10 protein-coding genes, 1 tRNA gene and 1 pseudogene are annotated in these 15,616 nt (G+C 62.8%); 5 read left to right on the top strand and 7 right to left on the bottom strand.

Features of this window, described 5'->3' with window-relative positions; translation table 11 throughout:
• Positions 1–3 precede the first annotated feature (3 nt).
• Positions 4–927, top strand: a complete 924-nt coding sequence (fdhE, locus tag SIN04_RS10340) for a formate dehydrogenase accessory protein FdhE (RefSeq protein WP_134488897.1) — start codon at positions 4–6, stop codon at positions 925–927.
• A 10-nt stretch (positions 928–937) separates the two neighbouring features.
• Here fdhE and SIN04_RS10335 read toward each other — a convergent pair whose 3' ends face one another.
• The gene (locus SIN04_RS10335) at positions 938–1,990 is read right to left on the bottom strand and encodes a permease (RefSeq protein WP_134488895.1); all 1,053 of its coding nucleotides are present in this window, start codon (positions 1,988–1,990) and stop codon (positions 938–940) included.
• A gap of 289 nt (positions 1,991–2,279) precedes the next feature.
• On the opposite strand from SIN04_RS10335, the gene selD reads away from it, so the two are divergent.
• Positions 2,280–3,326 (top strand): selenide, water dikinase SelD, encoded by a 1,047-nt coding sequence (selD, locus tag SIN04_RS10330; RefSeq protein WP_134488893.1) that lies wholly within the window; start codon positions 2,280–2,282, stop codon positions 3,324–3,326.
• A 70-nt stretch (positions 3,327–3,396) separates the two neighbouring features.
• On the opposite strand, the gene SIN04_RS10325 is transcribed toward selD, so the two are convergent.
• The 6 genes and pseudogenes from SIN04_RS10325 to SIN04_RS10300 all read right to left on the bottom strand — a co-directional run bounded on the left by SIN04_RS10325 (position 3,397) and on the right by SIN04_RS10300 (position 10,733).
• Positions 3,397–3,777: a hypothetical protein gene (locus tag SIN04_RS10325; protein WP_134488891.1), complete on the bottom strand. Its 381-nt coding sequence runs from the start codon at positions 3,775–3,777 to the stop codon at positions 3,397–3,399.
• Between the two features lie 26 nt (positions 3,778–3,803).
• Positions 3,804–3,896: transfer RNA gene (locus SIN04_RS10320), tRNA-Sec, on the bottom strand.
• A gap of 120 nt (positions 3,897–4,016) precedes the next feature.
• A pseudogene (gene selB, locus SIN04_RS10315) lies at positions 4,017–5,846 on the bottom strand (selenocysteine-specific translation elongation factor); the annotation flags it as partial.
• Positions 5,847–5,951: 105 nt separating this feature from the next.
• A complete protein-coding gene (selA, locus tag SIN04_RS10310) occupies positions 5,952–7,361 on the bottom strand; it encodes an L-seryl-tRNA(Sec) selenium transferase (RefSeq protein ID WP_134488886.1) in 1,410 nt (469 codons plus the stop codon).
• Between the two features lie 401 nt (positions 7,362–7,762).
• Positions 7,763–9,484 (bottom strand): carboxylesterase/lipase family protein, encoded by a 1,722-nt coding sequence (locus SIN04_RS10305; protein ID WP_341264423.1) that lies wholly within the window; start codon positions 9,482–9,484, stop codon positions 7,763–7,765.
• A 322-nt stretch (positions 9,485–9,806) separates the two neighbouring features.
• Entirely contained in the window at positions 9,807–10,733 is a 927-nt protein-coding gene (locus tag SIN04_RS10300) for a helix-turn-helix domain-containing protein (RefSeq protein ID WP_134488884.1), read from the bottom strand.
• A 606-nt stretch (positions 10,734–11,339) separates the two neighbouring features.
• Between SIN04_RS10300 and SIN04_RS10295 the strand changes: the two genes are divergently transcribed.
• The 3 genes from SIN04_RS10295 to SIN04_RS10285 all read left to right on the top strand — a co-directional run bounded on the left by SIN04_RS10295 (position 11,340) and on the right by SIN04_RS10285 (position 15,602).
• Positions 11,340–13,289 carry a sigma-54-dependent Fis family transcriptional regulator gene (locus SIN04_RS10295; protein ID WP_341264422.1) on the top strand — a complete coding sequence of 650 codons (1,950 nt, stop codon included), beginning with the start codon at positions 11,340–11,342 and terminating at the stop codon, positions 13,287–13,289.
• Between the two features lie 229 nt (positions 13,290–13,518).
• Positions 13,519–14,601, top strand: coding sequence for an ATP-NAD kinase family protein (locus SIN04_RS10290; RefSeq protein WP_341264421.1), 1,083 nt, complete (start codon positions 13,519–13,521; stop codon positions 14,599–14,601).
• Positions 14,602–14,618: 17 nt separating this feature from the next.
• On the top strand, positions 14,619–15,602 hold the full coding sequence (locus SIN04_RS10285; protein WP_134488882.1) for a thiamine pyrophosphate-dependent dehydrogenase E1 component subunit alpha: 984 nt from the start codon (positions 14,619–14,621) through the stop codon (positions 15,600–15,602).
• The last annotated feature ends 14 nt before the right edge of the window (positions 15,603–15,616 follow it).

The raw sequence follows: 15,616 nt of genomic DNA, 5'->3' as shown, positions 1-15,616 counted from the left end.
CCCATGAGACAAGGTGAAGTGACGCCTAAGGGCGCCTGGATCGGTGATCCGCTCGGCGGCGTCAAGGCGCCGGAGCCGCTGATCCTGCGTGACCCCGCGAGAAGATTCGCCAACACCGCAAGCCGATTGGAGGCTTTGTCGGGCGGCCATCCGATGATGGAATGGCTGCGGTTCATGGCGCGGCTCGCGAGCGCTCAACACGCCGTCGCGGCGAAGCTGGGGCCTCTCTCGCCTCCAGCGCAAGCCGCGGTGGAGCTCGCTGTGGAAGCGCGCATGCCGCCGCTCGCAGCGGATGGGCGCCGGCGAGATCCAGTGTGGCGCGACGGCCTCGCTATGCTGCTCGACAGTTTAGGCGCCGAAATTCTCCGAGCGCCTGCGGTGGTGACGGGATTGCGCGATCGGAACGCCGAAGCGCTCGAGGGCCTCGCCGATGGTTTCCTCCATGGCGATCTGGACGTTGCGGACGCAGGCGCCGCGCTTTACGTGGCGGCCGCGCTGCAGGTCTATTTCACCTGCCTCGCCGCGGCTTTACCCGCGTCATCCTTGCGATTGCTGCCGCAGCGCGGACTATGCCCTTGCTGCGGCTCGACGCCGGTCGCGGGCGTCGTGACCGCATCGGGCCCGACGCCGGGAACACGTTATCTTTATTGTTCGCTCTGCTCCACGGCGTGGAACCATGTGCGCGCCGTGTGCGTCACCTGCGGCGACTCGCGTGCGCTCGCGCTCAAGGGAATCGAGGGCGATGCGGGGTTGGCCAAGGCTGAGACCTGCGACACGTGCCACACTTACGCGAAGATGCTGTACCAGGCCCGGGACATGCGGCTCGATCCCTTCGCGGACGACCTTGCGACGCTGGGGCTGGATATTCTGGTTAGCGAGGCGGGTTGGGCCCGCCATGCGCCGAACCCGCTGCTGCTCGTCGGATAGGGCGTCCGTTCTAGAATCGCAACGCCACGGCCAGCAAACCGCCGATCACGCCGAACGCCACGACAGACGCCGTCACGAGCGCAAGCACCCGCGGCGGGAACGAGCGTGCGAGCATCGCAACAGACGGCGCGCTGATCGGCGGAAGCGTCATCAGCAATGCGCCGGCCGGTCCAACGCCCATGCCGAGCGAAAGCATCGCCTGGATGATCGGCACTTCGCCCGCGGTAGGGATCACGAAGATCGTCCCCGCAACCGCGAGCGCGACAATCCAGATGAGGTGATTGTCAATCTGCGGGTCGATTTGCGGGAACAACCAGGCCCGCGCGGCGCCGAGCAGCAGAACCAGCACGATATATTCGGGCACGAGCCGCACGCTCATGCGCCACAGAATCCGCATCCAGCGCGTGAAGGCGCCTGAGGTCGGCGTATTCCCGACCAGCGTGGCGAGGCGCGCCTCCGCCTCTTCCGCTTCCTTCGGCGTCACCATCCGATTCACCAGGTAGCCGAGCCCGAACACCATCAAAAGCCCCAGCGCGAGACGCAGCGCGCTCCAGTTCCAGCCGAGAACGAAGCCCATGAACACAATCGTCGCCGGGTTCAATACTGTGTTGCCAAGCCAGAATGCGATGGCTCCGCCAGCCGAAGCCTGGCGCTCGCGCAACCCAACGACGATGGGCGCGGCGCAGCAAGTGCACATCATGCCGGGGATCGACAGCAAGCCGCCCGCGGCCACGCTTCCAAATTCCGTGCGGCCGAGCGCCTTCGCCACCCAATTGACCGGCAGCAAGGCCTGGGTCGCTGAGCCGAGCAAGAGCCCGAGAACCATCGCCTGCCAGATCGCTTTGCCGTAGACCCACGCATAATCCAGCGCCGCGCTGATTGAAGGGGACGGCGGACTCGCCGCCTTGCCCATCAAAATAGACTGGCCGATGGAATGAGTCGCCGCCGCCACAAACGCCCTATTGTAGTAAGGGAGCCATTTTACGTAGAATAGACCGGCCGCCGCGATCAAAAAGAACGTGATCCATCCCATTGCGGGATTATTCTGTCGCGTTGTATTCATCGCTTTTCCAGTGGCTTGCTTGTTAGCGGAAGCCTGTCTGCCATTTCGTGCAAAAGGGGCTGGTCTGGGCGAACAAAATATGACTTCAATGGCTTGTCGAGATAGGACTGGATGATCAGCCCCGTCTCGACCCCGATCAACCTGCCCAGCGTAACCGCACGCGCACGCGCTGTCGATGGAAACGATCCCAATCGATGAAGCGGATTACCGGCTCGCCGGCTGTCGCGGATAGACTCGAACGATCCTCGTCGCCAGGGCGCGGGCGGCGCTTTTTGAAGAAGGCCTGTCGATGTCGACCTCTCCCGTCCGTCTGACCAGCCTTGCTCATGGCGGTGGCTGCGGCTGCAAGCTGGCGCCGTCCGTGCTGCAGCGGCTTCTCGCCGGCCAGCCGCAGCCAGGCCCCTTCGCGCAACTCCTCGTCGGCACGGAAACGGGCGACGACGCGGCGGTGTGGCAGATCGACGACCAGCAATGCGTCATCGCCACCACCGATTTCTTCATGCCCATGGTGGATGATCCGCGCGATTTCGGGCGCATCGCCGCGGCCAACGCACTATCCGATATCTACGCAATGGGCGGAAAGCCGATCATGGCGCTGGCGATCCTCGGCATGCCGCTCGACAAGCTGCCGATCGAAACCGTGCGCGCGATCCTGCAAGGGGGCGCCTCGATCTGCGCCGAGGCGGGCATCGCCGTCGCCGGCGGCCATTCGATCGACGCCCCGGAGCCGATCTACGGCCTTGCTGTCATCGGGTTGTGCAGTCCGGGCCATATCCGTCGGAATTCCGGCGCACGGCCCGGCGATGCGCTGATCCTGACCAAGGGCATCGGCGTTGGCGTTTATTCCGCGGCGTTCAAGAAGGAAAAGCTGACGCAGGACAGCTATGCCGAGTTGATCGCCTCGACAACCCTGCTGAACCGGGTCGGTCCTGCGCTGGCTGAGGACGCGGACGTGCACGCCATAACCGACGTGACGGGCTTCGGCCTGCTCGGCCATGGCCTCGAAATGGCGCGGGGGGCCGGCGTCGGCCTCGACATCAACTTCGGGCGCGTCCCGCTTCTGGCGCAGGCGCAGGCGCTGGCCGAGGCTGGATACGCAACCGGCGCCTCCGGGCGCAACTGGGCGAGCTATGGAGAAGGAGTCGTTCTGCCGTCCGGTCTGCCGGGTTGGCGGCGCACGCTGCTGACCGATCCGCAAACCTCAGGCGGCCTGCTGATCGCCTGCGCCGCGGGCCGCGCATCGTCCATTCGCGACGCCATCGAGGCTGCGGGCTATCCGCGCGCAAGCATCATCGGGTCGGTCACGTCAGGAGACCCGGTTATTCGCGTCGCATAGCGCGGGACGCGTGATGATGTTGGTCCGAAAAGTCTGCAACTTTTCGGTATCATGCGCCAACGCTTCTCCTTCAGCGCGCGATGATCTCTTCGACATTCAGGCGTAACCCGCGAGCGTCGAAAAACGCGCCTTCATTGAGGATCGAGCGATCCTTTTCGAGATGGCGCGTCAGCGACGTGAGCCGCTGCCTTGCGACCGCGTCGGCGACCAACCCGGCTTGATCGGCTTCGAAGAAGGCCGCGCCGTTCCAGGCCGCGCCGGAGCCGTCGAACAGCCGCGTCATGTCCGTCCAGCGCGTCTCGTCGGCGATGACATGAAGATACGAGGAGCACAACAGGGCGACCGAGGTTTCGTCGATCTCGACCAGCACGATCAGCACCGAAAAGGCGCCGACCCGGCCGAATGTCTGGACCAGCCAGTCGTCGAAATCGGTGGCGCGCGCCGCAGTCATCTCGAACCGTCCCGGGACAGTGCCGGCGGAAGAGAGCGGGAGTCGAACCCACCCGGGACAGGCTCGCCGCCCCATTCGGATTTGAAGTCCGAACGCCCCACCGGGGACGATTCTCCTCCATCGGAGCCGCCGGACGGAAGCACGAAGGGTCCGAACATGTCCAGCCGGCGCTTGTTGATGCGCCGGATGTCGGCATGATTCACCGTGACGCCATGCCGGTCAAAGAATTCAAGGATCTGGATCGCGACCTTGCGGCCGTTGGAGAGCTTGTCGCGAAACTGCGCCGCAGTGAAAGCGCCGCCCTCCGCCTGAACCGCGACGCCGGCGGCGACGCCTGCCATTTCGTGAACGGTTGGACGCAGGAAGAAATGGTCATGCGCGATCTCATCGGCCCAGCCCATCCGTCCCGCCAGCTTGAGCAGCCTGCGGACTTCAGCCTCAGGCCGCCCCGTTGATCCGGCGATGTCGCGCACGCGGGGCGGGCGGAATCGCGCCGCGCCGCCGAGCAAGGGCGCGATCTTGGCCCAGACCTCTTCGTCCTTGGCTGAGAGACGCGCTTCATGCGAGGCAAGACGGACAAAAGCGCCATCGAGAACGACCTCGCCATTCAAGGCCGCCTTCTGCAGGGCGATGACGAACGCTGGCGCCGGCAGGCGCGGTTGCAGCGCGAGCCGCAGTCTTTCCCGGCCAATGCCCTGAAGGTCGGGATTTTCGGCATGAAAGATTGCAAGCCGCTCCATCAGGCTCGACGTGAAAATCCGCCAGCGTTCTGGCGCGATGGCGATTTTTGACGCGCCCGCGTCCAGAATAACCAGATCCAGCGCCTTGACCAGCCGATCCGTTTGGGCGGCGGACAGGGTGCGATCGCGCGCGAAGACCGCAATATCCGCCGCATGGGGTGGCGCGGCAAGCAGGGCGGAGAACGAGGCCACCGGGTCGGAAAATTCCAGCGCCGCGCGTTGCGCCGCCCGCTCTGGCGTTCGCCGTCGCCGGGCTGGCGGACGAAGATCGATGAGACGGCCGCCGCCGATCGTTCGCTGGGCCGAGGCGTCCCGGATGACATAGCGATCCAGCGCAGCGGCGGCAATCGGCCGGTCGAGCACCAGTTGGACGCCGCCCGAGTCGCCGGGCCGAATTGGATCATCGCCGAGCAGGACGACGCGCGCTCCAACTTCGGCCGAGGCGTGATGCAGTCGCGCCGGAAACCATTGGCCGATCGGCTTCGGTTCGCCGGGCAGCACGCGCAACACTGCGTCGATTCGGTCTGTCGGCGCATGCAATTCGGGATCGAGCGCCATATCGCCGCGCTGGATCGCGTCTTTGGAGACGTCCGGGCCGGCTAAATTCAGCGCGCAACGCTCACCCGCGCGCCCGGTCTGCGCTGATCTGTTCTGCGCGTGCAGCGAGCGCACCCGCGCCGGCAGACCGGACGGGCTGATGAGGACCCGGTCGCCTACGCGCACCGCCCCGGACAAGACGGAGCCGGTGACGACGACGCCGACGCCGGACAGCGTGAAGGCGCGGTCGACCGCAAGGCGAAAGCGGCCCTCCGCCGAGCAATCCACGCTTTCGGCGGCGGCCGCGGCAAGCCGGGCGCGCAACTCAGCGACGCCCTTTCCGGTCAGCGCCGAAACCGGCAGGATATCGGCGCCCTCAAGCCCCGTTCCGGCGATCGCGGCCCTTATCTCGCCCGTCAGCTGGGCCAAACGTTCAGGCGCGGCAATATCGGCCTTGGTCAGCGCAACGAGACCGCGCCTGACGCCCATCAGATCGACGATCGCCAGATGCTCCAGCGTCTGCGGCTTAATGCCGTCGTCGGCGGCGACGACGAGCAGGGCAAAATCAATTCCGCTCGCGCCAGCCAGCATGGTGTGCACGAAACGCTCATGGCCGGGCACGTCCACGAAGCCGAGAATCGCGCCATCTTCCAGCGGAAGATAGGCGAAGCCGAGATCGATGGTGATGCCGCGCGCCTTCTCCTCCTTAAGGCGGTCGCCGTCGATCCCGGTCAGCGCTTTGACCAGAGCGGTCTTGCCGTGATCGATATGGCCGGCGGTCCCGATGATCATGACGCCGTGTCCGGCTGGGGCTGCGCGCCGCGGCCGCCGTTCCCGGCCGCGGCTCTTGCTTCGGCCAGCGCATCGCGGCGCGGCGCGTGCGGCTCCTTCAACCGCTCAAGCCAGCGCATCGCGGTCCAACGCCGAGAGAGTCGACACAAAGGCCGCTTCATCGGTCAAACATCGCATATCGAGCGTCAGGGCGCCATCCTCGATCCGCCCGATCACCGGCCGGGGCAGGTTGCGCAGAGCGGCCGCCAGCCGCTCCAGCGCGCGGCCTCCCGCGCCTGAACGAATGACGAGGCCGGCGCTGGCGATCGTATCGAGCGGCAGCGCGCCAGACCCGATCTGGCTGCGACATTCGCCTATCGTCACGGCAAAAGCGGCGCCGACCGCCTGCGCCACTTCCGGCTGCAGCCGGCGCGCCTGCGCTTCGATCTCCGCTTGAGTTCGCGTCAGCAGCCGCAGTGTGGGCAGACGCTCTGCAAGACGATCGGGGTCGCGGTAAAGCTTCAGCGTGGCCTCGATGGCCGCCAGCCGGATCTTGTCGATTCGCAATGCGCGTTTCATCGGGTTGCGATTGATGGCGGCGATAAGCGCGCGCCGGCCGACGATGAAGCCAGCTTGCGGTCCGCCGAGCAGCTTGTCTCCAGAAAACGTCACCACCCCGGCGCCCTCCGCCACCGCCTCGCGCACGGTCGGCTCTTTTTGCATCCCGTAGCGCGAAAGATCGATCAGCGTGCCGGACCCGAGGTCGTTCATCAAAGGCGCATTCGCCTCGCCGGCGATCTGCGCCAGCTCAGCCCCGCCGACCTCGGCGGTGAACCCCTGAATACGGTAATTGGAGGTGTGCACCTTGAGAATGACTCCGGTCTCCGTGCTGAGCGCCGCGCGGTAGTCCCTGGCATGAGTTCGATTCGTCGTCCCCACCTCGACCAGCCTCGCGCCCGCTCGCGCCATGATGTCCGGCATGCGGAAGGCGCCGCCGATCTCGATCAATTCTCCGCGCGACACGATCGCCTCGCGGCCATTCGCCAGCGTGTTGAGGGAGATCAGCACCGCCGCCGCATTATTGTTGACCACCGTCGCATCCTCCGCGCCGGTCAGGGCGCAAAGGAGCGCCCGCACATGATCGTCGCGTTCGCCTCGCCGGCCCGTCTCGAGGTCGAACTCCAGCGCCACGGGTTCGCGCATCGCCGCCATCGCGGCCTCGACCGCCGCCTCGGGCAGCGCCGCCCGGCCGAGATTGGTGTGCAGAACCGTGCCGGTGAGGTTGAACAGCGGGCGCAGACCGGAGCGGTCTTCTTGGTCGAGCCTCGCGAGCGCAAGGAGCGCAACATCCTGCGCGCTGGGGACGGACGGCGCGCCAGCCCTTAACGCCCTGCGCGCATCGCCCAGAACCGCCCGAACCGCATCTGTCGACGCAATGCGGCCAAAGCGCTCCAGCAGCGCCGGAGCCGCGGCGGCGCTAAGAACCGCGCTAACGGATGGCAGATCGCGAAGAGACAGCGCTCGCGAACCTTCCATGTGTCTCAACCGCCAGCTTGGCGCGGATAGGCCTTGCGACTCGCCGCGCTGAAAGACGATGTTTGATCAGATATTGTCCCCATTACCGGCGATCATAGCGAATTTCTTTTAGCCTCGTTCACATACCTTATCAAAAAGTTCGCCGGCTGCTTGACCGCAGTGTCACGGACATGGATCAAGAAGGTGGTCTTGGCCGCGATCGAGGGCGCGAAGACGCTGGCCGCACTCACGCGTCAATGGGATGCCACCCGAATCAGATCACCCGGCGCAATTGCTCGAACGGGCAGCCGAGCTATTCGGGGCTGAGGCTCGTCCGAAGCAAGCAATGCCGCGAAATTTGGAGATAATAAAAAAGTGACGGTCCGGGGACCGTCACTTCGCCGCATCGGCTATAGATTGGACTAAGGATAGATCAGGACCTTATCCCAGAAGCCGCATTTGTGATTTGCCGAGAATTGGGCGTCCGTCAAGGTTGATAGGAACGGAATGTCCTCCGACAACCAGAAAGGCGTTTTCGCCGTGTAGGCCGGCCAAGGGGCATTCCCCAATCCGTTCGGATTGCCTGTCCAGGCGAAGTTCGTCCAGGCGGCAACGAGCTGATCGGAGAGATCTTCCTGCTTCTTGTTCAGCTGGTGAGGGATTCCCTCCGGCCCGCCGTGATAGAGGGGGAACAAGAACTGAATATCACTGGTATGATAGGCTAGGGCCTGGAAGCCGGGCATCTTCGGGAAATAATAAGGCGCCGTGCGCTCGTCGAATTCGTAAGCGTAATACGGCACTTGAGGAGCTATGATCTGACTGTAGTGTCTGGTGATGCATGCGCCGGGGTCTGTCGCGACCGCGTCCCAGGCCAATTGCGGCGAGGCATAGGCATCGACAGGGTAGTGAGCCAGAACCGCCCGAACAGTCCCCGGCGGATAGGCCGGCGGCGTGTTGATCGGTCCGGCGTTGCCGCTGTAGGTAGTGGTGACAAAAGCCGTATATTGCGCCGCAGTCGGCGGCACGCGGGGAGGACCGGAAAAATATTCCGTAATGCCAAGGCCAAAGTTGGCCTCATCCTGCACGCGTCCATTCATCATCGGCATATGGCTGAACTGGCCGCTCTTCCAGGCCGCGCTAGGCTGTATTGGAATAATTGTGCCGTCCTGCAGCGGGCCTGTTATGTAGGCGCTTTGAGTGCTCGCCGTTCCCGCAAGCGTCTCAATTTGCTGAGCCGTCAAGCTGCGCAGGCATTTGGCGGTAGCCGCGTCCGAGCCGGCGCCGCAGCCTGCCGCGACCGAGAAAGCCGTGCCTCTTGCTTCAGCAGTCGCCAGCGTCGGTACTGCGCTCGGGACGCTGCTTTCGTAGATCGCGCGGTGAAACAGGCCGGAGAACAGAGGCGATATCACGGCTACGCCGGTGTCCTGGGCGCCCGCGGACTGGCCGCCGACAGTGATGTTGTTCTTGTCGCCGCCGAATTGTCCGATGTTATGCCTCACCCATTTGAGCGCAAGCAGTTGATCGAGCGTTCCGTAGTTGCCGAAATTGTGGCCTTCCGCGTCCAATGCGGGATTTGCCAAAAAGCCCATCAGATTTAAGCGATAATTGATGGTGACGACGACCGTGTGGCCCTGGGCTGCGAGCTTGCTCGCATCATAGTCATTGCTTTCGCCATCGACATTGCCGCCGCCGTGGATCCAGAAGATGACTGGAAGCTTTTCTCTTGCCACGGGATCGACGTTCGGCGTGAAGACGTTGAGATAAAGACAGTCCTCGTTGTTGTTGGCGGGGCCAGCGAACACGCCGAGAGTCGTAATCTGGGCGCAGGTCGGCCCATAGGCTGTCGCCTGTAGAACATTGGTCCAGGGCGCATGTTTATGCGGCGGCTTCCAGCGCAAATTGCCAAGCGGCGGTTCGGCGTAGGGAACGCCGAGGAATTCCGCGACGCCGTTTTTCAGGAATCCCTTGACCGGGCCTTCCTTGGTCTCGACGCGCAGCGGGTTCGCCGCATGGGCCTGCATCGGCGCCGTCAGCACTCCTGCAAAGGCGCACACGCCGAGCGCCATGCCGACGCTTTCCCTGACGCGCCGCTTTACTGTTTGCGCGGGTGAGCGCGTATAGCGCCGTTCTGATCGTTTCAACATTGCTTCCCCCGATGACTTTGCTTAACTGCCGCCTACTTATTTGACGACATTTGAAAACGCATAGCGCCAGGGCAGCGCTCAATCTTCCATGAAATTCCGATCCATATCAGGATCTGGATATTTTCCGTCACAATATGCTTCTGACAGGAGATCGGCTCAGATTCACCTCGGACGTCCGGCGCTCAAGCTCGTCCCGATCGTCTTTGCGTCAGGGATCAAGCACTCGTCTTTCGCCAACAGGCGCCGTCATTATAGGAATCAAACCGGCTCTCTGGTCCGAACGCATGGTCAATCGTGTTGGGTGAGCCCGTCCGTGACGTCTTCAGGAGCTTGGCTTATTCGGCGGCGTTGTTTTGCCTGGTCGCATTTCAGCTCGATAGCGGGCGGGCGTTACGCCTACGACGCGACGAAAATAATCGTTGAGGTGGCTTTGGCTGTTGAATCCTACCGTCAGCGCAATATCGATCAGGGACAACCTGGGCTCATGCAACAGCGTCTTCGCCCGCTCTATCCGCTGTTCGATCTGAAATTGATGGGGAGGCCTCCCCATTGCCTGTTTGAACGCCCCACAGAAATATCTCGGGGTGAGTTCGACAAGACCTGATAGTTCTGTCAGCGTAATGTTACGATGGAGATTGGTTTCGATATACTCGACGACCATTCGCAGTTTTGTATCGTCAAGTGCGCGTATTGGCTCGAAGCGTGATCCGCCATCCTCGAGGAAATACGCCAATTCCGTGAGGAACATCGTTGCTGTGTTTTCGAGGAACATCGGCCCGCGCGGGAAACCGTTCGCGCATTCTTTCCTGATTTCTGACACGACCGTCCATGCCAGACGGTCTTTCGTCCATGAACAATCCACCGTCGCTCGTTCAGCGAAAGATTTAACCCGATGATCGTCAAGGACCGATTGAGGGTCGATGAATAACCACAATCCCTGTCCGCTCCCTCGGCAGTTGGCGCGAAACTCGCAGCCGGGCGGAAGAACGACAAGGTCGTGGGATCCCATCGTTGACGTCCACGCCTTTGCCAACGCCGGCTTGCTATCGAGCCGCCAATTCACCTCGCTGCCGGGATTTTGAAAGAGGATGCCTATGGCCAGATCCTTGCGAAGAAAATGGCGTTGACAGCTGCTATCAGCGCCCTGCGTCTTCATCAGCACGGATCCGTTCGACCAAGAAAGCTGTTCCTCCACATCGACAACATTCGCCGGGCCGCCATCTCCCGCCGGCGCTTGAGAATGGTTCATGGATCGTTCCCCCGAATTTGAGTTTTTTTCTTAGTGCCTAGTGGAAACTAAACAAGCGACACGCCGGTATCAATCATGCGTCGCACAAATAATGGGGCAGCTGGTGAATAGAAGAGGCAAGGCGTTCTCGGGACAAGCATCATGTGTGAACGATCATCGCAAGAAAAGGTGAGAAGCACGTCAGAAAATACGTGATTAAATCGTGTTTTTCGGCGCGGGCGCGTCAAACGGCGGGCGTTGTGCTTTCGCGCCGATGCGACAAAGCTAGGTTTGGCCTCGCGGACTTTAGGCAGGTTCTCGCTGATGCAGGCGGGCGAATTGCGACCGCACGAAAAGCGACGCGCCGGTCCTTCTGGCTCATGATTCCATCAACCGCCAGGGTAGCCGCAATGTTGGTTCGAGCGGGTTAAGACGCTCATGGAACGGGATTAGAATAACGCGTAACTTGCCGGACGCCGCTGCGGGCGGCGAAATATTTCGTCTGTTATTTGTCCTCCATTCGAGGATAGATGTTCGACGTTGAAATCGTGGGGAGCCGGATTTGCTTGAATATTGCTTTAATTTCCCTGATGATCGCGCCAAAAAGATTTGGGGAGTGAGACTTGGGTGAAGCGGAATCAGGTTGCCCATATTGATGAGGTCGTCGGCCTCATGACGGGAAAGGTCTCTGACCGGGACAAAGTTATCCATGATTCATGGCGGCGCTGCATAGACCAGCACGGGCTCGACCCGATAGCCTCGCGCGTCGCCTATATCCTGCCGCAGGAGCGGCTGACCGAACACCGGGAGGCGATGGAAGAGTTCCTGCGAACGGCGCGATTCGGCCTCGAAACCCTGTATCGGCAAGTCTCATGCCTCGACTATGTGATGCTGCTGACGGACGCCAAGGGCGTCACCGTGGATTTCATGGGCGATCCGACCTTCAGCGACAATCTGCGCGGGGCGGGTCTTTATCTCGGCGCTGATTGGCATGAGCCGCTCGCTGGAACATGCGCTGTCGGCACGTGCATCGCCACGGGCGAGCCGCTCGTCGTGCATCAGAGCGACCACTTCGACGCATCCCATATATCCTTGACCTGCACCAGCGCGCCGATTTTCGATTCCTATGGCGATCTCGCGGCTGTGCTCGACATTTCCGCGCTACACTCCCCGGAGCCGAAAGTCAGCCAGCATCTTGCCCTGCAGCTCGTCCAAAGCTTTGCCCATAAGATAGAAAACGCTAACCTTCTCAATCGCTTCCGAAGCGACTGGATCCTCAAGCTATCGAACGCCCAGGAGTTTGCCGATATCGACCCGGATTTCATTCTCGCGGTCGATAACAACGGCTGCATTATCGGCCTCAACAACCGTACGCGTCAGCTTCTGGCCCGCGAGGCGACGCTCGTCGGACGGGCGAGCACGAGGGTCATCGGCGAGCCCCTGTCCACTTTTTTCGATTGCGACGTCACATCGCTTCCCCAGTTCGCCCGCTTCCGGCCGACCGATCAGCGCATGATGCGGCTTCTGGCGAGCGGCACCGCGCTGTTTGCGCAGGCGATGCCTCCCCCGGCCGCGACGCCAGCGCGGCCGTCGCCCGCGGCCGAGGTCAATCTGCCGCCGCCGCTGCGGGAGATGTTCTGCGACGATCCGATCATGTCGGGCGCGATGAAACGGGCCGCGAAGCTTGTCGGCACGCAGATGAGCATTCTGATCCAGGGGGAGACCGGAACCGGCAAGGAACATCTTGCAAAGGCGCTGCACGCGGCTTCGCCCCGCGCCGGCAAGCCCTTCGTCGCCGTCAACTGCGCGGCCCTGCCTGAAAGTCTGATCGAAAGCGAACTTTTTGGCTATGAGGCCGGTTCGTTCACCGGAGCGGCCTCCAAAGGCAAGAAGGGGCTCGTGCTGGAAGCCGACGGCGGCACGCTTTTCCTGGATGAGATCGGCGATATGCCGCTCGCCTCCCAGACCCGCCTCCTGCGCGTGCTGGCGGAGCGGGAGGTGACGCCGATCGGCAAAGTCAAGCCTTTGCCCGTCAACGTGCGCGTCGTCGCGGCGACTCACCGGGACCTCGTCGAACTCGTGAAGGCGAAAAGCTTCCGCGAAGATCTCTACTTCCGTCTCAATGGCGCGGTGCTCACGCTTCCCCCGCTACGTCAGCGCGCCGACGTAAGATGGTTGATCGGCCGTCTTCTGGCGCGCAGGGCGAAGGAGGATGGCGCGGCCTATCGCTTGACCGAAGCGGCTCTCGCCGCTCTTTGCGCCCATTCATGGCCAGGCAACGTCCGCGAACTGGTCAATTGCCTCGATTACGCCAGCGCCGTTTGCTCAGAGCATGTGATCGACGTCGAAGACCTGCCAGATATCATTTTGCGAGCCCAGGGCGCCCCACGGCGCGGGGACGCCGGCGCCGCGGAGAGCGAGATCGGTCCCGACACGCTGAAGGGTCTGCGAGAAGCGCTGCGCGAGCATCATTGGAACGTCTCGGCCGTTGCCCGCGCGCTTGGCGTCGATCGGTCGACTGTGCATCGCCGCATGCGGCGCTTCGGGCTCGTGCCGCCGCAAAAGCGCGATCCCTGACTCTCCAGCACTGATGATAGCTTCAGTTGGCGCGCCAGATTCGCCGCCACACCTGTTGCAGCCGATCGCCTCAGGCGAGGCGGGAGAGGCGCCTCACCCGCGACGCGAGGAAAATCATAACCAATTGATTTAAATACATATTGCTTGCCGCCGCGACGCTGGCGCCATGCTTGCTGTCTCCTTCTCGATCCGCCGCGAAGAAAAAAGAGCGGGTCGCCGGGAGAATGAGTTGACGCTGACCGTCGGTATAATCGCAAATCCTTTTTCGGCGCGAGACATTCGTCGAGTGATTGCCGACGCATCGAGCGTGCAAATTGCCGACCGCGCCAACGCTGTGCTGCGGGTGCTTGCCGGACTCTTTGCCTGCGGCGTGACCCAAGCCGTGATGATGCCGGATCGCTCCGGACTGTTGCAGCATGTGCTGCGCGGATTGTCGCGCGCACGCAATCAGGGGCTTCAGCGCTACCCTGACGTCACGCCTCTCGACATGCCGCTATGGGGAACCGTCGAGGACACGCGCGCGGCGGCGACCTTGATGCGCGCCGGCGGCGTTGGCGCGATCATCGCTCTTGGCGGCGACGGCACGCATCGCGCCGTTGTGTCCGCGTGCGGCTCGACGCCCATCGCCGCGATCTCAACAGGAACCAACAACGCTTTCGCCGAACAGAGTGAGCACACAGTCGTCGGGCTTGCCGTTGGCGTCGCCGTGACCGGCCGGGTTCCCGCTGATCTCGCATTCCGCGCCAACAAGCGCCTGGACGCTGCTATTGGCGGGACAACGCATATCGCCCTGGTCGATATTGCGCTCATCAGCGACCGCCATGTCGGCGCGAAGGCGCTGTGGCGCACGGAAACCTTCCGCGAATTATACGTCACTTTCGCCGATCCGACGCTCATAGGAATGTCCGCCATCGCCGGCCTTCTTGAGCCAGTCTCCCGGCAGGAGCCTTTCGGTCTGCAGGTGATGTTCGCCGGGGAGGGCGCGGGCGCGCGTCCGCGCGCAATCCTGCGCGCCCCGATCGCGCCTGGACTGATCGCGCCGATCCGGCTCGCAGACTGGCGCAGGATCGCGCCGGGTGAGGCGATCGTTCCACGCTTGGAGGCAGGTTCGCTCGCGTTTGACGGTGAGCGGGAGATTACCTTTTCGCGCAATGAAAAGGTCTCGATCACGCTGCGTGACGGCGCCTTCCGCAGTGTCGATGTTGCGGCCTGCATGCGCGCCGCCGCAACGCATGGCCTGCTGCGCGAAGAAATCATGAACGAGGACGCAGTTGGCGGACCTTTGCTTTTGGCGGCGTTCGCGGCGCAATGAAGATCACGGAGAAAGAAATGAGCGACAATCCCTTTCCAATCGACAAGGCCGGGCTTCTCGAAGCCTACCGCATGATGAAGACCATCCGCGAGTTCGAGGAGCGGCTGCACATTGATTTCGCGAAAGGCGACATACCCGGCTTCGTTCATCTTTATGCAGGCGAGGAAGCGGTTGCGACCGGCATCATGATGCATCTCAATGATCGGGACCGGATCGCCTCGACCCATCGCGGCCACGGCCATTGCATCGCCAAGGGCGTCGACGTTCATGGAATGATGGCTGAAATCTATGGCAAAGTGACGGGCTCGTGTCAGGGCCGCGGCGGCTCCATGCATATCGCGGATCTGTCCAAAGGCATGATGGGGGCGAACGGCATCCTTGGCGCTGGCGCGCCGCTCATCTGCGGCGCCGGGCTGGCGGCGAAGTTCCGCGGCGATGGCGGCGTCGGGATCTCCTTCTTCGGCGACGGGGCTGCGAACCAGGGCATGGTTCTCGAAAGCATGAACCTTGCGGCCGTCTGGAACCTGCCGGTCATCTTCGTTTGCGAAAACAATGGCTACGCGGAAGCGACGTCGCGTGACTACGGAACGGCTGTGAAATCCTATGTCGATCGCGGCGCGGGTTTCGGCATTCCCGGCGTCGTCGCCGACGGAACGGATTTTTTCGCGGTTTATGAGGTGGTCGGCGAGCTCATCAAGCGCGCGCGCGAAGGCGGCGGCCCGGCGCTCCTGGAATGTGAGGTCATTCGTTTCTTCGGCCATTTCGAAGGCGACGCGCAAACCTACAAGGCAAAGGGAGAGAATGAATACAACCGCGCCAACCGCGACTGCCTGAAAATCTTCCGCGCCAAAGTGACGGAGGCAGGCGTCATTAGCGATGCGGAGCTCGACGCGATTGATCAGCAGGTGGCGGACCTCATTGAGGATTCGGTGGCCAGCGCGAAAGCCGCGCCGCTGCCCTCGCCGAAGGATCTGATGTCCAACGTATACGTCTCGTACTGATAGGAAAGGAACAA

This window comes from Methylocella tundrae (assembly GCF_038024855.1).
Classification (GTDB): domain Bacteria; phylum Pseudomonadota; class Alphaproteobacteria; order Rhizobiales; family Beijerinckiaceae; genus Methylocapsa; species Methylocapsa tundrae.
Note: the sequence above shows the minus strand (reverse complement) of the source record. Positions and strands in the feature narration are given on the sequence as shown.